This is a genomic window from Falsiroseomonas bella, assembly GCF_003173615.1.
Lineage (GTDB): Bacteria > Pseudomonadota > Alphaproteobacteria > Acetobacterales > Acetobacteraceae > Falsiroseomonas > Falsiroseomonas bella.
In genome coordinates this window covers 73,977-91,680 of sequence record NZ_QGNA01000009.1, presented here as the reverse complement: position 1 = coordinate 91,680, position 17,704 = coordinate 73,977, and the positions used below count along the sequence as shown (strand labels likewise).

Genomic DNA, 17,704 nt, shown 5'->3' with positions numbered 1-17,704 from the left:
CGGGTGGGAGGCGATGCGCAAGCGGGCGGGCGGCGATGCGCCGCCGCGGGTTGCCAGATGCGGCGCAGGCGCTATCCCTCCCGGCAGCCGGAATGGGATGGATCGCGATGACGCCGCTGCTCGAAGGCCTGCGCGTGGTGGAGGTCTCGGCCTTCGTGGCCGCGCCGATCGGCGGGATGACGCTGGCGCAGCTGGGCGCGGAGGTGATCCGCATCGACCCGCTGGGCGGCAACATCGACATCGGCCGCTGGCCGCTCGCGCCCTCCGGCACCAGCCTCTACTGGACCGCGCTGAACAAGGGCAAGCGCAGCGTCAGCCTCGCGCTGAACACGCCGGAGGGGCAGGAGATCGCGGCCGCGCTGATCGCCGAGGCCGGCATCCTCATCACCAACCTGCCGGCCGAGAAGGGCTGGATGTCCTATGCGGAGCTCTCGAAGCGCCGGCCGGACCTGATCATGCTGCGCGTGACGGGCACGCATGACGGCGCCAATGCCATCGACTACACGGTGAACGCGGCCGTCGGCTTCCCCATCGCGACCGGCGAGGACGAGCGGCCGGTGAACCATGTCATGCCTGGCTGGGACGTGGCGGCGGGGCTCTATCTCGCCACCGGCCTGATCGCCGCCGAGCGGCGGCGTGCGCGCACCGGCGCGGGCGGGGAGATCACGCTCGCGCTCTCGGATGTCGCCTACGCCACCGTCGCCAATCTCGGCTATGTGGCCGACGTGCAGCTGAACGGGCATGTGCGCCCGCCGCTCGGCAACGCGATCTACGGCGCCTTCGGCCGTGATTTTCAGACGTCGGACGGGCGGCGGGTGATGGTGGCGGCGATCTCCAACCGGCAATGGCGCGCGATCGGCAAGGCGACGGGGCTGACCGAGCGGCTGGCGCTGATCGGCCAGGTGATGGACGTGGACATGGAGGACGAGGGCGGTCGCTACACGGCGCGCGACGCGATCTGCGCCGTGCTCGCCCCCTGGTTCGCGGCGCGCACGCTGGCCGAGGTGCGCAAGGCCTTCGAGGGCTCGGGCGTGCTCTGGGGCGCCTACCAGGATTTCGGGCAGATGGTGCGGGAAGATCCGCGCTGCTCCACCGCCAACCCGCTGTTCCACGAGATCGAGCAGCCGGGCGTCGGCCGCGTGCTGGCGGCCTCCGCGCCGCTGCAGCCGGCGCTGCCGCCGCGCCCCGCCTCGCCGCTCGGCGCCGACACCGATGCGGTGCTGGCCGAGCGCCTCTCGATGCCCGCGGAGCGCATCGCGGCGCTGCGCGAGGCCGGCATCCTGCCGCGGAGCGCCGCATGAGCGACCTGATGCGCGACTGCCGCGGCGTGCTCGCGGCCGCGGAATCCCTGCTGGAGGCGGCGCGCGGGGCCATCGCGCGGCAGGTGGCGCCGGGCGGGCGGCTCGATGCCGTCGCGCTGGAGGCGGAGCAGTTCGCCGCGCACGGCCTGGCCTGGACCGCGACCTATGTCGAGGCGCTGCGCCAGGCGTTGCGCTGGGCGGAGAGGCTGGAGGCCGGCGGCAAGCTGGGCGCGACGGAGCGCGCGATCCTGACGCTCGGCTTCGCCGAATATGGCGGGCAGATCGCCGGCGGCATCCCGATGAGCCAGGTGGAGATGGCGCGCCCCGCCGATCTCGGCCTGGACGACGCGGCGGTGGCGCCGCTGCGCGCGGCGCTGGCGCCCTTCGACGCACGGCGGATGACGGCGGCCTGCGGCGCGATGCTCGCGGCGCTGGAAGCCGAGACCTACGGCGAGATCGGGCTGGACGACCCCGAGATGGCGCTGCTGCGCGAAACCTTCGTCCGGTTCGCCGCCGCCGAGGTCGCGCCCTATGCGCAGGACTGGCACAGCCGCAACGCGCTGATCCCGCTGGAGACGATCGCGAAGCTGGGCGAGCTCGGCGCCTTCGGCGTGACGATCCCGGAGGCGCATGGCGGCCTCGGCCTCGGCAAGGTCGCGATGTGCCTGGTGAGCGAGGCGCTGAGCGAGGGCTATGTCGGCGTCGGCTCCCTCGGCACACGCAACGAGATCGCGGGCGAGCTGATCGGTCTGAACGGCACGGAAGAGCAGAAGGCACGCTGGCTGCCCGGCATCGCGAGCGGCGAGATCCTGCCGACGGCGGTCTTCACCGAGCCCAACACCGGCAGCGACCTCGCCAACCTGCGCACCCGCGCGGTGCGCGAGGGCGACGTGTTCAAGGTGTATGGCGCCAAGACGTGGATCACGCATGGCAGCCGCAGCGACATCATGACGCTGCTGGTTCGGACAAACCCCGAAGCCCCCGGCCACAAGGGCCTCTCCATGCTGATCGCCGAGAAGCCGCGCGGAACGGAAGACAATCCCTTCCCGGCGCCGGGCATGTCGGGGTCGGAGATCGAGGTGCTCGGCTATCGCGGCATGCGGGAGTACGAGATCTCCTTCGAGGGCTTCGAGGTGCCCGTCGCCAACCTGCTCGGCGGCGTCGAGGGCCAGGGCTTCCGGCAGCTCATGGAGACCTTCGAAAGCGCGCGCATCCAGACGGCGGCGCGCGCGCTTGGCGTGGCGCAGAACGCGCTGTCGCTCGGCCTGTCCTACGCGCGCACGCGCATTCAGTTCGGCAAGCCGATCCTGCAATTCCCGCGCGTCTACGGGAAGCTGGCGATGATGGCGGCGGAGACGATGCTGGCCCGCCAGCTCACCTACTTCGCCGCGAAGGAGAAGGATGCCGGACGGCGCTGCGACGTGGAGGCGGGGATGGCGAAGCTGCTCGCCGCGCGCGTCGCCTTCGCCAATGCCGATGCCGCGCTTCAGATCCATGGCGGCAACGGCTACGCGCTGGAATACCCGATCAGCCGCGTGCTGTGCGATGCGCGCGTGCTCTCCATCTTCGAGGGCGCGGCGGAGATCCAGGCGCACATCATCGCCCGCGGCATCCTGGGCCGGCTGAACTAGCATGCCCTTCCCCGACCTTCCCGCCCCCCTCGCCCGCGCGCTCGCCGCGCGCGGCTATGCCGAGCCCACCGCCGTGCAGCAGGCCGTGCTGGCGCCGGAGACGGCGGGGCGCGACCTGCTCGTCTCGGCGCAGACCGGCTCCGGCAAGACCGTCGCCTTCGGCCTGGCGCTGGCGCCCGAGCTGCTCGGCGGCACGGAGCGCGTCGGGCCGCCGCGCGTGCCGCTGGCGCTGGTGATCGCGCCGACGCGCGAATTGGCGCTGCAGGTGCAGGCCGAGCTGTCCTGGCTCTACGCGGAAGCCGGCGCGCGCGTGGTCGCCTGCGTCGGCGGCACCGATCCCCGCGCCGAACGCCGCGCGCTCGATCTCGGCGCGCATATCGTCGTCGGCACGCCGGGCCGGCTGCGCGACCATCTGGAACGCGGCAACCTGGAGCTGACGGGCCTCAAGGCCGCCGTGCTCGACGAGGCGGACGAGATGCTCGACATGGGCTTCCGCGACGAGCTGGAAGCGATCCTGGACGTCACGCCGGACACCCGCCGCACGCTGCTGTTCTCCGCGACGATCCCGAAGGAGATCGCCGCGCTCGCCAAGCGCTACCAGCGCGACGCGCTGCGCATCGCGGCGACGGCGGAAGGCGGGCAGCATGGCGACATCGCCTACAAGGCGGTGATCGTGCCGCCGCGGGAATCCGAGCGCGCGCTGGTCAACGTGCTGCGCTGGCACGACGAGCGCGCCATCGTGTTCTGCGCCACGCGCGCCGCGGTGAACCGCCTGCACGGCAACCTGACGGAACGCGGCTTCAACGCCGTCGCACTCTCCGGTGAGCTGACCCAGGCGGAGCGGAACCGCGCGCTGCAGGCGCTGCGCGACCGCCGCGCGCAGATCTGCGTGGCGACCGACGTCGCCGCGCGCGGCATCGACCTGCCGGAGCTCGGCCTGGTCGTGCATGCCGAGCTGCCGCGCGACCGGGAGACGCTGCAGCACCGCTCCGGCCGCACCGGCCGCGCGGGGCGCAAGGGGCTGGCCGTGCTGCTGGTGCCGGCGAACCGGCGGCGCGAAGCGGACCGCCTGCTGACGGCCGCGCGCATCCAGGCCGAATGGGGCCCGCCGCCCTCGGCCGAGCAGATCCGCACCCGCGACAACGAGCGCCTGGTCGAACAGGCGATCGAGGCGGCCGGCACGGCGACGAACGAGGCGGAAGCGATGACGCTCGGCCGCGCCGTGCTGGAGGCGAAGGGCGCGGAGGCCGTGGCCGCCGCGCTGCTGCGCGCCCTCGGCGCCGCGCTGCCGGCGCCCGAGGAGATCGAGCCGCCCGAGCCCGCCACGCGCGCCCCGCCCGCGCGCGACCGGCGCGAGGGCGGGGGCGAGGGCGTGTGGTTCAAGCTCAGCGTCGGCCGCGCGCAGAACGCCGATCCGCGCTGGCTGCTGCCCTTCCTTTGCCGCCGCGGCCATGTGACGCGGCAGGAAGTAGGGCGCATCTCGGTGCTGGAGCGCGAGACGCGCGTGGAGATCGCGCCCTGGGCGGCGGCGCGGTTCGAAGCCGCGGCGCGCCGGCACGACGCAGATGACGAAGACATCCGCATCGCGCCGATGCGCGCCGCGCCCGAACCGGCCGGCACGCGCCCGCTCAAGCGCCGCCCGCCGCCCGCCAAGCGGCGCTGAACGGGGCTCAGCCCGGCAGCGCGGCGACGGCCGACTGCAGCGCCGCATCGTCCAGCACAGCGGGCAGCACCTGGAGGAAGGCGGTCTCGCCGAACATGCCGAGGCCGCCCGCGGCGTTGGTGCCGAGCCGCAGCGTCGTAAGCCCCGCGGCCGGCCCGCCGGTGGCGATGCCGGGCGTCGCGCCGTTCAGGCTGGCCGCGGCGCGGCCCGCGCCGTCGAAGGCGACGCCCATCCGCATCATGGCGCCGGCCGTCGCAAGCCCGGTGGAGGCGGTCGCGGTCCCCGTGCCGTAGAGGCGCATGCTGCTGCCGGTCGGCTGGTTGTCGAGCACCCAGCGCAGCGTGTTCGTGCCATCGTCCATCTGGATGATCGTCTGCACCGACCCGGTGGCAAGCTGCGGCAGCCGCCCGGACCACAGCACGGTGCAGGCACCGTTGCCTCCGATGCCGAGCGTCGCGAGCGAGGCGGCGACCAGGTCGGCGCCGCGCGTGCTGGCCTGGGTGAGGCCGGGCGCCGGCAGGACCAGCGAGGAGGCGAAGGTGCCGTTCGGCTCGTTGGAGGCGCCCCAGACGAGCAGGTCGGCGCTGGCGCTGCTGCCGGCCGCGCCGTTGAGCATGATGCGGTGGGCGCCGCCGCCGCCGCTGAAGCCCAGCCGCCGCCAGATGGTGTCCACCGTCGTCTGGAGCGCGGCGGAGGTGCTGCTGGTGCCGATCTGGACGGTCGCCGTGCCGGCGAGGGTGCGGGCCCAGACGAAACGCGCCGCATTGGTCGTGGTGTTGCGGGTGAGGCCGGACTGGTCGGTGCTGGCGGTGCCGGCGCCCTTGTCGAGTTGCAGGCGGGTGGCGGTGAAGCTGCCGTCGGGCGCGGCGATGGCGCCGTAGTCCGGGGTGACCACCGGCGCGCTGCCGGTGCCGCCGCTCAGCACCGTCCAGCCCGATCCGGCGCCGAAGGCCAGCGGCGACGGCATGTCGTTGGTGCGCTGGCCTTCCACCAGCAGCCGTGCGGCGGAGCCGACGAAGCGCGGCACGTCGGCGGCGAAGAGCTGGATGGTGGTGTCGTCGGCGCCGAGGCCCGTCGCGCGGGAATTCACCTGGGCGCGGAGCAAGGCGAGGGGCGGGTGGATCGCGCCGTTCGCCACCAGCACACCCTGCTGGGGCGGGGTTGGCGACAGCGCGGCGTGCACGCCGAGCAGGGCGGGGAGGGCGATGACGCTCATCTTGTGTCTCCGGGCGCGTGACGGCACGGCCGCGTGCGGCCGTGATCCAGGGAGCGGATGGGGATCGTCGGGGATCGGGCCACGGGATCGGCGCGGAGTTGCGCGGCGTTGGACGGAGTCCGGCCCGAGGCGCTGCCGGGTTAGCAGCGGGCGGCGGCGGACGCAAGAATTTTTTCCTCGGATGGGATGAGGCTGCCGAAGCCCGATCAGGATTGCATCCTCTTTTGCTTCGCATTTTGCGAATAGGGGCGTGGGTCAGAGGTGTGCGCAGGCCAGAAGGCTATCGGCAAGGGGGGCGATTTCCGGTCGGGCCGGTGAGGGCCGACGAGCCGCGACTCGCCGCCAGGGCCGGCGTGACGCGGCTTCTTCATGCCACGCGCCCCCGGCCGGGACGCGGCACAAAAAAAGGGCCGATCCTTTCGGACCGGCCCGAGGCAAGGTTGAGGAAGGCTAAGCTGCCAGGGACGGGACAGGCCCGCCGCATGACGTTTGAGAGGTTAGCAAGGGGCGTGCCAGAGCCCGGCGGCCTACCCCACCCGCTCCAGGATCGAGCAGTAATTGGCCACCGCCGCGCCACCCATGTTGAACACGCCGGCCCGATCGGCCTTCGGCAGCTGCATCTCCCCGGCCTGGCCGGTCAGCTGCATCGCGGCCATGGCGTGCATGGAGACGCCGGTCGCGCCGATCGGGTGACCCTTGGACTTCAGCCCGCCCGAGGGGTTCACCGGCAGCCTGCCATCCTTCTTCGTCCAGCCTTCCAGCGCGGCGCGCGCCCCCTGCCCTTCCGGCGCCAGGCCCATTGCCTCGTATTCGATGAGCTCGGCGATGGTGAAGCAGTCATGCGTCTCGACGAAGGAGAGGTCCTCGAGCTTCAGGCCGGCGGTGTCGAGCGCCCGGCCCCAGGCGGCGCGCGCGCCTTCGAAGCGGATGATGTCACGCGCGGCGATCGGCATGCTGTCCGTCGCCTGCACCGCGGCGCGGAAGCGCACGGCCTTGGCCATGGACCGCGCCGTCTCCTCATCCGTCAGGATCAGCGCCGCGGCGCCGTCGGAGACGAGCGAGCAGTCGGTCCGCTTCAGCGGCCGCGCGACGAAGGGGTTCTTCTCGCTCTCGGCGCGGCAGAAGGCGAAGCCCAGATCCTTGCGCATCTGCGCATAGGGGTTCGAGACGCCGTTGTGGTGGTTCTTCGACGCGATGGCGGCCAGCGCGTCGGACTGGTCGCCGTGGCGCTGGAAATAGGCCTCCGCGATGCGGCCGAAGACGCCGGCGAAGCCCGCGGGGATGTCGCCCTCGGTCTTGCGGTAGCTGGCGGAGAGCAGGATGTCGCCGACCTCGGCGGTCGGCGTCGCGGTCATCTTCTCGGCGCCGACGACCAGCGCGAAGCGGCCGCGCCTGGCGGCGAGGAAATCGAGCGCTCCGTGGATGGCGGCGGAGCCGGTGGCGCAGGCATTCTCGTAGCGCGTCGTCGGCTTGAACCGCAGCTCCGGCACATGCTGCAGCAGCAGCGAGGCGAAGAAATCCTGCTTGGAGAAGCCGCCGTTGAAGACGCCGACGAAGGCGGCATCCACCTCGGCCGGCTCGATGCCCGCATCGTGGATGGCGGAGAGCGCGACGCGGCCGAACAGGCTCTCGATGTCCGGGTCCTCGAGCTTGCCGAAGGGGGTATGGGCCCAGCCGACGATGCAGGCGGTCATGGCGGATGTCCTTCCTCGCGTGGCGCTGAAATAGGGCGGATCAGCCGCGGGACCAAACGGCCTTGCGGCGCTCCTTGAAGCTGGCGATGCCCTCCGCGGCCTCGGGGCCGGCGGCCTGGCGGGCGAAGGCCTCGGCGCCGGCCTCCCCATAGCCGGGCGGCAGCACGGCGCCGAGGGCGGCGATCAGCCCCTTGGTCTCGGCGAGCGCGCCGGGCGCGCCTTCCAGCACGTCGGCGATGGTCAGGTCGAGCAGGCGGGCCAGCCCCTCGGCATCCGGCGCGGTCGCATGCACCAGGCCGATGCGCGCGGCTTCCTCGGCGTCGATCACGTTGCCCTGCAGGCAGAGCCGCGCGGCGGCGCTGCGGCCCATGCGGCGCGTGAGCCAGGGCAGGATCTGCGCCGGCACCAGGCCGCGCCGCACCTCCGGCGCGGAGAAGCGCGCCGTCCCGGAGGCCAGCACGATGTCGGCGGCGCAGACGAAGCCGAGGCCGCCGGCATAGGCGCTGCCCTCGACGGCCGCGATCACCACCTGCTTCAGGTCCGAGATCGCCTGGAAGCGCGCGCCGGTGCGGCGGTTGCGTGCCTGCTGTTCCGCGAGTTTTTCCTCCGCGCTCTTCGGCGCGCCGACTTCCGTCAGGTCGAGGCCGGCGCAGAAATGCCCGCCGGCGCCGCTGATGACGACGACGCGCGCGGTGGTGTCGGTGCGCAGCTCGGCCAGCGCCTCGTCCATGCGCGCGACCAGTGCCTCGCTCATCGCGTTGCGGCGATGCGGGCGGTTGAGCACCAGGCGCACGACGGCGCCGTCGCGCTGGACGAGAAGTGGGGTGTCGTCGCTCACAATCCGGTATCCGTGCCGAGGTGGAACAGGCAGTCGCCGCGCGCGGTCATGCCGGGCCAGCGCTTCACCAGCACCACGCCGTCGCGCTCGAAGGCGATGCGGGACGGCGCGCGCCAGGGCGTTTCGGTGTGGTGGATCAGGCCCGCCGGCTGGCCCGCGCGCACCTCGGCGCCGAGCTCGGCCAGCGGCTCGAACACGCCGGGATCGGGCGCATAGGCATAGTAGTCGGCGCCGCCGACATCGAGGATGCGCGTGCTGCGCTTCCGCATGTCGGCGTCCCAGGCGATGTCGGCCGCTTCCAGGTGGCGCAGCGTGCCGGCGATGCCGCGCTCCGCGACGCGGATAGCCTCCGGCGTCGCGTGGCCGCCGCCGCCGAGCTCCGTGCCGAGATGCAGGATCCCGCGGCGGAAGCAGATCTCGGAGAGTGTCCGCCCGCCATTGGTGCCGGGGATGACGATGTAGGAATGCGGCGCCCCAAAAGCCTTCAGCGCCGCGACGCCGCGCGCGAAGAGCGCGGCATCGTCGCCGCGGCGGATCAGCGCGGAGGGCGTGTACATCAGGGATGAGCCGCCGGAATGCAGGTCGATGACGCTGCTGCAGAGAGGCAGCAGCGCCTCCGTCACGTGATACGCGATCTGTTCCGTCACGCCGCCATCGGGATCGCCGGGAAACAGGCGGTTGAGGTTGCCGCCATCGATGGGGCTGGTGCGACGGCCCGCGCGCGCGGCAGGAAAGTTCAGCGCGGGCAGGATGATCAGGCGGCCCTGCACCTGGGCCGGCTCCACCTCCCGGATCAGGCGGCCGAGCGCGATCTGGCCTTCGTATTCGTCGCCATGGTTGCCGGCGACGAGCAGCACCGTAGGCCCCGTGCCGTTCGCGATCACCGCGATGGGGACCGGGATGAAGCCGTAGGCGCTTTCATGCGTCGAATGCGGCAGGCGCAGGAAGCCGTGCCGCTTGCCTGGCGCGTCGAGATCGATCTCGCAACTCAGCGTGCTGCGCATGGCGTTTCTCCCCGCCCGAGGGTCGGGCGGGGCGCCGGCCGGGTCAAGACGCGGCCGGTCAGACGCGCTCCGCCTGGCCGGCCTTCACCTGATCGAGTTCGCTGCGGAGGCTCGCGATCTCGGCCCGCAGCGCGGCGAGCTGCTCGCCCACCGGGTCCTCGTTCAGCCCGCCAAGGCCGTAGCCGATGCCGCCATCGTCGCAGGGCGAGCCCTTGGGCGGGCGGGCGGGGATGCCGACCACCGTGCAGCCCGCGCGCACCGCATTCACCACCACCGCATTCGCGCCGACGCGCGCGCCGCGGCCGACGCGGATGGGGCCCAGCACCTGCGCGCCCGCGCCGATGGTCACATGGTCCTCGATGGTCGGGTGCCGCTTCCCGGGCTGGCCCGAAAGCCCGCCGAGCGTGACGCCGTGATAGATCAGCACGTCGTCACCGATCTCCGCCGTCTCGCCAATCACCACGCCCATGCCGTGGTCGATGAAGAGCCGGCGGCCGATCATGGCGCCGGGATGGATCTCGATGCCGGTCAGCATGCGGGCGATGTGCGAGGAGAGCCGGCCGAGGCCGCGGAAGCCATGCCGCCACAGCCAGTGCGAGAGACGATGCCACAGCACCGCATGCACGCCGGCATAGCAGAAGATGCTCTCGAACCAGCCGGGGCGGGCGGGGTCGCGGGTGCGTACGTTGCGGGCGAGCTCCAGGAGTTCCATCGGAAGGATCACTCCATCCAGGGCGGCGTGGGCAGGCCGCGCGCGCGCAGGAATTCCGGGTTGAACAGCTTGGACTGGTAGCGTGCCGCGCCGTCGCAGAGCATCGTCACCACGGTGTGGCCCGGCCCCAGGTCGCGGGCCACGCGGATCGCCGCCGCGACGTTCAGCCCCGCGCTGCCGCCGACCGAGATGCCTTCGTGCATCTGCAGGTCGAAGACCTGCTCCAGCATCTCAGGGTCCTGCACCTGCACCGCGTCGTCGATCAACTCGCGCGCGCTGGCGAGGTTGCCCGGCGCCCGCGCCGCCTGGCCGATGCCCTCGGTGATGGAGTTGCCCTCGCCCTTCACCTCCCCGGTCTTCACCCAGGAATAGAGGCCGCTGCCGCCGGGATCGGCGAGCACGATGCGGATGTTCTTCCGCCGGGACTTCAAGGCGCGCGCCACACCCGCAAGCGTGCCGCCGGTGCCGCAGGCGCAGGTGAAGGCATCCACGCGCCCACCGGTCTGTTCCCAGATCTCGGGGCCGGTCGTCGCCGCATGGGCTGCGGCGTTGGCGAGGTTGTCGAACTGGTTGGCCCAGACGGCGCCCATCTCCTCCGCCAGGCGGCGGGAGACATGCACGTAGTTGCCGGGATCGGCGAAGGGCTTCGGATCCACCAGCCGCAGGTCGGCGCCGATCATGCGGAGATAGTCCAGCTTCTCCTTCGCCTGGGTGTGGGGCACGACGATGATGCTCTTCCAGCCCATCGCATTCGCCGCCAGCGCGATGCCGATTCCGGTGTTGCCCGCCGTGCCCTCCACGATGGTGCCGGGCTGGCCGGGGGTGAGCAGGCCGCGCTCCACCGCATCCTGGAGGATGCCGAGCGCCGCGCGGTCCTTCACGCTGCCGCCGGGGTTCATGAACTCGGCCTTGCCCAGGATCTCGCAGCCCGTCGCCTCGGAGGCGCGCTTGAGCCTGATCAGCGGCGTGCGGCCGACGGCGCCCCAGAAGCCATCCACAACGGAGGTCGCGGGCATCGGGGCATCCATCGTCGCGTCCTTCGGCCGGTGCATATCGCGTCCGACATAAGGCGAGCCCCCCTTCACTTTCCAGCTTCAGGCCACGGCGGCTCGCGCGAAAGCGAGGATCATGCATGCTCGGCACGCATGAAGACGCCGAACTTCTTCTTCGGTTGCGCCCCGCCGGAGAGCAGCGTTTTCCGCCAGCACGCCGCCGGAGGCGACGTTTTTTTCTGCCAGTCCCGGCAGCTTCGCCGGCGCGCCGATCACGTCGGCGTACACCCTGCTGACCTGGACGGATGCCGCGCACTACGCTCCGCATCTGAAGGGAGCCGGGACCAGCATGATCAACGCGATCAAGACGCGCCTGACCCGCCGCCTGAAAGCGCTTCGCGGCACGGCTCTGGCCGAAAACCTGCCTCCTTCGCGCCCACCCTGCTGCTACCTGGGCGACCAGCGCGCCCTGGCGGTGACTGGCGGCGGACACAAGATCTTCCTGGATACGCGCGACGTCGGGCTCACGCCCCACATCGCCCTGGACGGCATCTGGGAAGTCCACATCGAGAAGCTGGTCCGTCGGCTGCTGCGGCCTGCCGCGACCGTGGTCGAGGTCGGCGCGAACATGGGCTACCACACGCTTTCCATGGCCGAGGCGGTCGGGCCGACCGGCCGGGTCCACGCCTTCGAGGCCAACCCACGGATGGTCGCGCTGCTCCGCGACAGCATCGCCGTCAACGGCTACGACGACCGTGTCACGCTGCACCTGCTCGCGGCGATGGACGCGCCGGGCTCGCTCAGCTTCGCGACGCATCCCTCGCATGCCGGCAGCGGCTATGTCGTGCGCGGCGTGCCGGCGGCCGACTTCACGGAGCACGTGACCGTCGAGGGCGCACGGATCGACGACCGCCTTCCCGATCTTCCTGAAGTGGATCTCTTCCGGCTCGACTGCGAGGGCTCCGAGCCGCCGGCTTTGCGGGGTGCGGAAGGGCTGCTCAGGCGTTCGCGCGATGCGGTGATCGTGACCGAATGGGGCTCCGGCATGATGTCACGCCATGGGCCCGTGGCGGAGCATGAGGCGTGGCTGGGCGGCCTCGGCTTCGTGCACTGCCTGGAGGTGGACAGCCAGGGCAGTCTGCACCGGCGCGAACTCGGCACGCTGTCGGACGTGGTGCTGGCCGATCTCGTCTTCAGCCGCAGGCCGCTCGTCTTCTGATTCCGCGTGAGGGAAGCTGACGCAGCCGGCGCGAATGTGGCGCTGCTCCCGATTCGCCGTGCCGCCGCGCGCTGCATTCCGAACAAAACCGAACACGACTGCAACGTCCCGGTCGGATAGATTGTTCTCGATTTCGCGGGGACCGTTCGACCACAATGGTTGCAATGACCAAGCCGCTGGCCGGCCGGGGCGAGACCTCGGCCGACTACAAGCGCGACCTGGGGCTCTACATCCGGGACCTTCGCATGCGGCGCGGCCTGACGCAGGCCGAGCTCGCGAAGGCGGTGGGGATGACCTACTACACCTCGATCAGCGCGATCGAGGTCGGCCGCAACGTCGTGCCGTCCGAGCGCTACATGGCGTTCGCAGAGGCGCTGGACGTGGACCCGCGCATCTTCGGCCGGCGCGTGCTGGCGCTGACCAATCCCTGGATGCACGCAATGCTCTTCGCCTCCCGCCCGAAGGAGGAGATCGAGCGTCTGAACGCGGTGCTGGGCCAGCGCAGCAGCTCGCAGTGACGGCGACGCGGCCGGCTTGGCGCGCCCGGAGGGATTCGAACCCCCGACCTACGGAGTAGAAATCCGATGCTCTATCCAGCTGAGCTACGGGCGCCCCTGCTCGGCCTTACCATCCGGCGCGCGTAGCGGGTAGGCTCGCGCGCCCTCGCGTTCCGGGCGCAATCTCTCCGATATATCCAACCCAGGATTGACGCCGACGGCCCCCGGCCGGCAGTTTCCGGCTCCGCCCCCAGCAGGAGCCGAGCGCGATTCCGCGGCGACCAGCGACGATCCGGCGCCTGCGCCGCTGTCTCGCCATCGCGCTGGTCGCGGTGCCGGGGGTGGCGCCTGCGCAGACGCCGCCGCCCCTGCCCGGCATCATCCAGCGCGTCGCCCCGCCGCAGCCGCCCGATCTCGGCCCTTCCCTGCTGCCGCCCGAGACAGGCGCCGTCACCGGGCCGGGCGCGACGCGGCTGATCCTGCCGGCGCGCGTCTCCATCGTGGGGAACACCGCGCTGGCCGAGGCCGCGTTGCGCGCCCGCTTCGCGGCGCTGGAGAACCGCCAGGTCACGCTGGCCGAGGTGGAGCAGGCGCGGCTGGCGATCCTCGGCGCGTATCGCGAGGCCGGTTTCCCCTACGTCGCCGTGCGCGCGACGCTGGCCGCGTCCCCGCGGGGAGAGATCGAGCTGCGCTTCCAGGTGATCGAAGGCGCCATCGCCGAGATCCTGCTGGAAGGCGAGATCGGCCCGGCCGCGCGCCAGGCGCGCCGCTTCCTCGATCCGCTTGTCGGCCAGCGCCCGCTTCCGGCGGCGGCGCTGGAACGCGCGCTGCTGCTGGCGGGCGACATCGCCGGCGTCTCGGCGCGCGGCGTGCTGCGCCCCATCGCGGGCGAGCCGGGCGCGCTGCAACTGGTGGTGCAACTCGCCCGCCAGCCCTTCGGCGGCTTCTTCAGCCTGGACAATCGCGGCTACGACCTGACCGGCGCCTGGCAGGGGCTGCTGGTCGGGCAGCTCAATTCCGTCACGGGTCTCGGCGAGCGCAGCGAGATCGCGATCCTGCAGACGGACGGCAACGGCCAGAGCTTCCTGCAGGTGACGGAGGAGTTTTTCATCGGCGGGTCCGGCCTGCGGCTGCGCGCCTATGCCGGCGGCGGGCGGGCGGCGCCGGGCTCGGCCCTGGCGGCGATCGGCTACGCGGGCGACACGCGCGTGGCCGGCGCGGCGCTGCTCTATCCCGTGATCCGCAGCCGGCCGCTGAACCTGAACCTATCGGGCCAGCTCGACGCCTATGAGAGCACCGTCGAGTTCCGCAGCGCGCCAGGCGAATCGCGCAGCCGGCAGAGCCGCGATGCGGTGCGCGCGCTGCGCTTTGGGCTCGACGGTGCCTTCCAGGATGCCTGGCTCGCCACCGCCCCGGCCGCGGCGGCGACGACAGGCTTGCTGCGGTTCTCGCAGGGGCTGACCACGCTCGGCGCCAGCGACGGCGACGGCGCGCTCACGGCACGCCTGGGCAGCGACTTCGGCTTCTCCAAACTGGTGGCGGAGGCGAGCCGGCTGCAGCCGCTGTTCTCGCCGGCCGAGGGCTGGCTCGTCTCGCTCTTCGGCGTGGCGGCGGCGCAATGGTCCGACGACGTGCTGCCGCCGGCGGAAAAATTCTATCTGGGCGGCAACCGGCTGGGGCGCGGCTTCTATGCGGGGCAGGTCTCGGGGGACCGGGCGCTGGCGGGCAGCCTGGAGCTGCAGCTTTCGACCATGTTCGACCTGCCGGGGCTGCGGCTCGGCACGCAGTTCTACGCCTTCCGCGACGAGGGCAGCGCCTGGGACAACGGCCCCTTCGCGCTGGACCGCTCCGTCGGCTCCTGGGGCGGGGGCGTGCGGCTGCAATTCGACGAGCGGGTGCAGCTGGACATCGAGGGTGTGCGGCGGATCACGCGGCAGCCGGATGGGGCGAACACGACGCCGCTGAGCGAGGACGCGGCGTATCTGCGGGTGCTGGTGCGGTTCTGAGGACGCTCAATGCGTCCAGTTGTCGGTGCGGCCGAACCGGAAATTGTCGGCGTAGCTCTTGGGCTTGATGTCGGCCCGCACCGGCGGCGGCGCCTCGACCTCATAGGGAACGCCCTTGGCCTCGCACCAGGCGACCGCGTCCTCGCAGGAGCGGAACGCCAGGCGCACCTGCGCCCGCGTGTCGCCCGATCCGGACCAGCCCATCAGCGGGTCGATCCGCTTCGGCTCCCCCGGCTCGTACTGAAGCGTCCAGTCTCTGGCGCGCGCCCGGCCGGACTGCATGGCGGATTTCGGCGTGCGGTAGATGCGGGCCTTCTGCATGCGGCGGAAACTACCACCGCGCCGGGGGCTACAGAACCCCCGCGCGCAGCAGGTCGTGCAGGTGCAGGATGCCCACGGGGCGCCCGGCCTCCACCACGAAAAGGCTGGTGATCCGCTTCTCGTTCATCAGCCCGAGCAGGTCGGCCGCAAGGTCCTCGGGCGCCGCGGTGCGGGGCGTCGGCGTCATCGCGCCCGCGACCGGGCCGGACATGGCCAGCCCGCGCTGGAAGGCGCGCCGCAGATCACCATCGGTCAGCACGCCGACCAGCCCGCCCGCGCCATCCACCACGCCGGTCACGCCGAAGCGGCGGGAGGTCATCTCCACCACGGCCTGTTCCAGCGTCGCCTCGCGCGGGACCAGCGGCAGTTCCTCCGGCCCGTGCATCAGGTCCCGCGCGCGCTTCAGCCGCGCGCCGAGCTTGCCGCCCGGATGGATCGCGCGGAAATCGGCGGGCGAGAATCCCCGCGCCTCCAGCAGGCACATGGCCAGCGCATCGCCGAGCGCCAGCTGCATCGCAGTGCTGGTGGTCGGCGCCAGGCCGTTCGGGCAGGCCTCCGGCATGCGCGGCAGCGCCAGGCAGAGATCGGCGGCGCTGCCGAGCGCGCTTTCGGCGCGCGAGGTGATCGCCACCAGCTCCACGTCGAAGCGGCGCGTATAGGCGATGATGTCCGCGAGTTCCGGCGCTTCCCCTGACCAGGAGAGCGCCAGCACCACATCCTCGCGCCCGATCATGCCGAGGTCGCCATGGCTCGCCTCGGCGGGGTGGACGAAATGCGCCGGCGTGCCGGTGGAGGCCAGCGTCGCCGCGATCTTGCGGCCGACATGGCCGGACTTGCCCATGCCCGTGACGATCACCCGGCCGGGATGGGCGAGGATCATCGCGACGGCCTGCAGCACGCGCTCGCCGAGCGGGCCTTCCAGCGCGTCGCGCAGCGCGGCGAGACCCTCGGCTTCCAGCGTCACGGTGCGCAGCAGCGTGGCGCGGCGTGCGGCGTCGCTCATCCGGCGCGGCCCGACAGAATCTCCCGCGCGCGGGCCAAATCCTCCGGCGTGTCCACCCCGAGTGGGACCGCATCCACCGCGATCGCCTCGATCCGCATGCCGGCTTCCAGCGCCCGCAGCTGCTCGAGCTTCTCGCGCTGCTCGAGGCCGGAGGGCGGCAGCGCCACGAAGCGCGCGAGCGCGGCGCGGCGCCAGGCATAGAGGCCGATATGATGCCAGAGCGGCCCCTCGCCCCAGGGCGCGGTGGCGCGGGTGAAATAGAGGCAGCGGAAGCGGCCCGGGGCCAGCACGCTGCCGACCATCTTCACCACCTGCGGCGCCGTGCGCTCCTCCTCCCGCACGATCTCGGCGACCAGCGTCGCGACATCCACCGCCGGGTCCATCAGCGGCACCAGCGCGGCGCGGATCGTCGCGGGCGCGATGGTCGGCAGGTCGCCCTGCACGTTCACCACCGCATCATGCGCGCCGGTCGGGTCGAGCACGGAGACCGCCTCATGCACGCGGTCCGTGCCGGAGGGATGGTCGGCACGCGTCATCTGCACGCGGCCGCCGCGCCGCGCGATGGCGTCCGCGATCACCTCGCTGTCGGTGGCGACGACGACCTGGCCGATCTCGGCCTCCTGCGCGCGGCGCCAGACATGCACGATCATCGGCTCGCCATGGATGTCGGCCATGGGCTTGTCCGGCAGCCTGGTGGCCGCCATGCGCGCGGGGATGACGACGATCGGGTTCATGCGTCAGAACGACTTGGTCAGCGCGTCATAGGCCTGCAGCCGCGCGACCAGCGCCTCGAAGTCGCGCAGCGGCACCATGTTCGGCCCGTCCGAAGGCGCGCGGTCGGGATCGGGATGCGTCTCGATGAAGAGGCCGGCGACGCCGACGGCGACCGCCGCGCGGGCCAGCGTCTCGACGAATTCCCGCTGGCCGCCCGAGGAACTCCCCTGCCCGCCCGGCTGCTGCACGGAATGGGTCGCGTCGAACACCACCGGGTGCCCGGTGCGCGCCATGATCGGCAGCGCGCGCATGTCGGAGACGAGCGTGTTGTAGCCGAAGGAGACGCCGCGCTCGGTCAGGATCACGCGGGGATTGCCGGCCTCGGTGATCTTGGCCGCGACATTGGTCATGTCCCAGGGTGCCAGGAACTGGCCCTTCTTCACGTTCACCGCCCGACCGGTGGCGGCGGCGGCGAGCAGCAGGTCGGTCTGGCGGCAGAGGAAGGCGGGGATCTGAAGCACGTCCACCACCTCCGCCACCGGGGCGCATTGCGCGGCCTCGTGCACGTCGGTCAGCACGGGCAGGCCGAGGCTTTCGCGGATCTCGGCGAAGACGGGCAGCGCGGCGGTGAGCCCCATGCCGCGCGCGGCCTTGCCGGAGGTGCGGTTCGCCTTGTCGAAGCTCGTCTTGTAGATCAGGCCGATCTGCCGCCGCGCCGCGATCTCCTTCAGCGCCTGCGCGGTCTCCAGCGCGTGGGCGCGGCTTTCCATCTGGCAGGGGCCGGCGATCAGGGCGATGGGCAGGTTGTTCGCGAGCCGGACGGGTCCGATCTCGACGATGTGCGGGGCGCTCATGCGGCGGGTGGCTGCCACCGCCGGGGCGCCCGCGCAAGG

General features: G+C 72.2%; 17 protein-coding genes and 1 tRNA gene. 6 read left to right on the top strand and 12 right to left on the bottom strand.

Features of this window, described 5'->3' with window-relative positions:
* Window positions 1-107: 107 nt before the first annotated feature.
* Genes DFH01_RS27380 through DFH01_RS27370 form a run of 3 tightly spaced genes read left to right on the top strand, consistent with a single transcriptional unit; the run spans window position 108 to window position 4,595 of the window.
* The gene (locus tag DFH01_RS27380; protein ID WP_109873757.1) at window positions 108-1,301 is read left to right on the top strand and encodes a CoA transferase; all 1,194 of its coding nucleotides are present in this window, start codon (window positions 108-110) and stop codon (window positions 1,299-1,301) included.
* A complete protein-coding gene (locus DFH01_RS27375) occupies window positions 1,298-2,932 on the top strand; it encodes an acyl-CoA dehydrogenase family protein (protein ID WP_109873712.1) in 1,635 nt (544 codons plus the stop codon). Before DFH01_RS27380 ends, DFH01_RS27375 begins: the two co-directional genes overlap by 4 nt.
* A gap of 1 nt (window position 2,933) precedes the next feature.
* The gene (locus tag DFH01_RS27370) at window positions 2,934-4,595 is read left to right on the top strand and encodes a DEAD/DEAH box helicase (protein ID WP_109873711.1); all 1,662 of its coding nucleotides are present in this window, start codon (window positions 2,934-2,936) and stop codon (window positions 4,593-4,595) included.
* Between the two features lie 7 nt (window positions 4,596-4,602).
* Here the strand turns inward: DFH01_RS27370 and DFH01_RS27365 are convergent, their stop codons facing one another.
* From DFH01_RS27365 to DFH01_RS27970, 7 genes are all read right to left on the bottom strand, one after another.
* A complete protein-coding gene (locus tag DFH01_RS27365; protein WP_109873710.1) occupies window positions 4,603-5,811 on the bottom strand; it encodes a hypothetical protein in 1,209 nt (402 codons plus the stop codon).
* A 527-nt stretch (window positions 5,812-6,338) separates the two neighbouring features.
* Entirely contained in the window at window positions 6,339-7,505 is a 1,167-nt protein-coding gene (locus DFH01_RS27360) for an acetyl-CoA acetyltransferase (RefSeq protein WP_109873709.1), read from the bottom strand.
* Window positions 7,506-7,545: 40 nt separating this feature from the next.
* Window positions 7,546-8,343: an enoyl-CoA hydratase/isomerase family protein gene (locus DFH01_RS27355; RefSeq protein WP_158287936.1), complete on the bottom strand. Its 798-nt coding sequence runs from the start codon at window positions 8,341-8,343 to the stop codon at window positions 7,546-7,548.
* Window positions 8,340-9,347, bottom strand: coding sequence for a succinylglutamate desuccinylase/aspartoacylase family protein (locus DFH01_RS27350; protein ID WP_109873707.1), 1,008 nt, complete (start codon window positions 9,345-9,347; stop codon window positions 8,340-8,342). Before DFH01_RS27350 ends, DFH01_RS27355 begins: the two co-directional genes overlap by 4 nt.
* A gap of 58 nt (window positions 9,348-9,405) precedes the next feature.
* Window positions 9,406-10,059 carry a serine O-acetyltransferase gene (cysE, locus tag DFH01_RS27345; protein ID WP_109873706.1) on the bottom strand — a complete coding sequence of 218 codons (654 nt, stop codon included), beginning with the start codon at window positions 10,057-10,059 and terminating at the stop codon, window positions 9,406-9,408.
* 8 nt (window positions 10,060-10,067) lie between these two features.
* On the bottom strand, window positions 10,068-11,075 hold the full coding sequence (locus DFH01_RS27340) for a cysteine synthase A (protein ID WP_109873756.1): 1,008 nt from the start codon (window positions 11,073-11,075) through the stop codon (window positions 10,068-10,070).
* Window positions 11,076-11,153: 78 nt separating this feature from the next.
* The gene (locus tag DFH01_RS27970) at window positions 11,154-11,339 is read right to left on the bottom strand and encodes a hypothetical protein (RefSeq protein WP_146217165.1); all 186 of its coding nucleotides are present in this window, start codon (window positions 11,337-11,339) and stop codon (window positions 11,154-11,156) included.
* 61 nt (window positions 11,340-11,400) lie between these two features.
* Here DFH01_RS27970 and DFH01_RS27335 point away from each other — a divergent pair, with 61 nt between their 5' ends.
* Window positions 11,401-12,270: an FkbM family methyltransferase gene (locus tag DFH01_RS27335; protein ID WP_109873705.1), complete on the top strand. Its 870-nt coding sequence runs from the start codon at window positions 11,401-11,403 to the stop codon at window positions 12,268-12,270.
* A gap of 164 nt (window positions 12,271-12,434) precedes the next feature.
* On the top strand, window positions 12,435-12,788 hold the full coding sequence (locus tag DFH01_RS27330) for a helix-turn-helix domain-containing protein (RefSeq protein ID WP_158287935.1): 354 nt from the start codon (window positions 12,435-12,437) through the stop codon (window positions 12,786-12,788).
* 17 nt (window positions 12,789-12,805) lie between these two features.
* On the opposite strand, the gene DFH01_RS27325 is transcribed toward DFH01_RS27330, so the two are convergent.
* Window positions 12,806-12,882 (bottom strand) — tRNA-Arg (locus DFH01_RS27325).
* A 226-nt stretch (window positions 12,883-13,108) separates the two neighbouring features.
* Between DFH01_RS27325 and DFH01_RS27320 the strand changes: the two genes are divergently transcribed.
* Window positions 13,109-14,773, top strand: a complete 1,665-nt coding sequence (locus tag DFH01_RS27320) for a ShlB/FhaC/HecB family hemolysin secretion/activation protein (protein ID WP_146217164.1) — start codon at window positions 13,109-13,111, stop codon at window positions 14,771-14,773.
* 6 nt (window positions 14,774-14,779) lie between these two features.
* Here the strand turns inward: DFH01_RS27320 and DFH01_RS27315 are convergent, their stop codons facing one another.
* From DFH01_RS27315 to kdsA, 4 genes are read right to left on the bottom strand one after another with little or no spacing between them, the layout of a single operon-like run.
* Entirely contained in the window at window positions 14,780-15,094 is a 315-nt protein-coding gene (locus DFH01_RS27315) for an ETC complex I subunit (protein ID WP_109873702.1), read from the bottom strand.
* A gap of 28 nt (window positions 15,095-15,122) precedes the next feature.
* Complete coding sequence (locus DFH01_RS27310) at window positions 15,123-16,097, bottom strand: KpsF/GutQ family sugar-phosphate isomerase (protein ID WP_109873701.1); 975 nt, start codon at window positions 16,095-16,097, stop codon at window positions 15,123-15,125.
* A complete protein-coding gene (locus DFH01_RS27305) occupies window positions 16,094-16,831 on the bottom strand; it encodes a 3-deoxy-manno-octulosonate cytidylyltransferase (RefSeq protein WP_109873700.1) in 738 nt (245 codons plus the stop codon). Before DFH01_RS27305 ends, DFH01_RS27310 begins: the two co-directional genes overlap by 4 nt.
* A 3-nt stretch (window positions 16,832-16,834) precedes the next feature.
* Window positions 16,835-17,665: a 3-deoxy-8-phosphooctulonate synthase gene (gene kdsA / locus DFH01_RS27300; protein ID WP_109873699.1), complete on the bottom strand. Its 831-nt coding sequence runs from the start codon at window positions 17,663-17,665 to the stop codon at window positions 16,835-16,837.
* Between the last annotated feature and the right edge of the window lie 39 nt (window positions 17,666-17,704).

What these genes read in the sequence shown, in the direction of transcription:
- DFH01_RS27380 (WP_109873757.1), top strand. Translation starts at nt 108, where the DNA reads ATGACGCCGCTGCTCGAAGGCCTGCGCGTGGTGGAGGTCTCGGCCTTC.
- DFH01_RS27375 (WP_109873712.1), top strand. Translation starts at nt 1,298, where the DNA reads ATGAGCGACCTGATGCGCGACTGCCGCGGCGTGCTCGCGGCCGCGGAA.
- DFH01_RS27370 (WP_109873711.1), top strand. Translation starts at nt 2,934, where the DNA reads ATGCCCTTCCCCGACCTTCCCGCCCCCCTCGCCCGCGCGCTCGCCGCG.
- DFH01_RS27365 (WP_109873710.1), bottom strand. Translation starts at nt 5,811, where the DNA reads ATGAGCGTCATCGCCCTCCCCGCCCTGCTCGGCGTGCACGCCGCGCTG.
- DFH01_RS27360 (WP_109873709.1), bottom strand. Translation starts at nt 7,505, where the DNA reads ATGACCGCCTGCATCGTCGGCTGGGCCCATACCCCCTTCGGCAAGCTC.
- DFH01_RS27350 (WP_109873707.1), bottom strand. Translation starts at nt 9,347, where the DNA reads ATGCGCAGCACGCTGAGTTGCGAGATCGATCTCGACGCGCCAGGCAAG.
- cysE (WP_109873706.1), bottom strand. Translation starts at nt 10,059, where the DNA reads ATGGAACTCCTGGAGCTCGCCCGCAACGTACGCACCCGCGACCCCGCC.
- DFH01_RS27340 (WP_109873756.1), bottom strand. Translation starts at nt 11,075, where the DNA reads ATGCCCGCGACCTCCGTTGTGGATGGCTTCTGGGGCGCCGTCGGCCGC.
- DFH01_RS27335 (WP_109873705.1), top strand. Translation starts at nt 11,401, where the DNA reads ATGATCAACGCGATCAAGACGCGCCTGACCCGCCGCCTGAAAGCGCTT.
- DFH01_RS27330 (WP_158287935.1), top strand. Translation starts at nt 12,435, where the DNA reads ATGACCAAGCCGCTGGCCGGCCGGGGCGAGACCTCGGCCGACTACAAG.
- DFH01_RS27315 (WP_109873702.1), bottom strand. Translation starts at nt 15,094, where the DNA reads ATGCAGAAGGCCCGCATCTACCGCACGCCGAAATCCGCCATGCAGTCC.
- DFH01_RS27310 (WP_109873701.1), bottom strand. Translation starts at nt 16,097, where the DNA reads ATGAGCGACGCCGCACGCCGCGCCACGCTGCTGCGCACCGTGACGCTG.
- DFH01_RS27305 (WP_109873700.1), bottom strand. Translation starts at nt 16,831, where the DNA reads ATGAACCCGATCGTCGTCATCCCCGCGCGCATGGCGGCCACCAGGCTG.
- kdsA (WP_109873699.1), bottom strand. Translation starts at nt 17,665, where the DNA reads ATGAGCGCCCCGCACATCGTCGAGATCGGACCCGTCCGGCTCGCGAAC.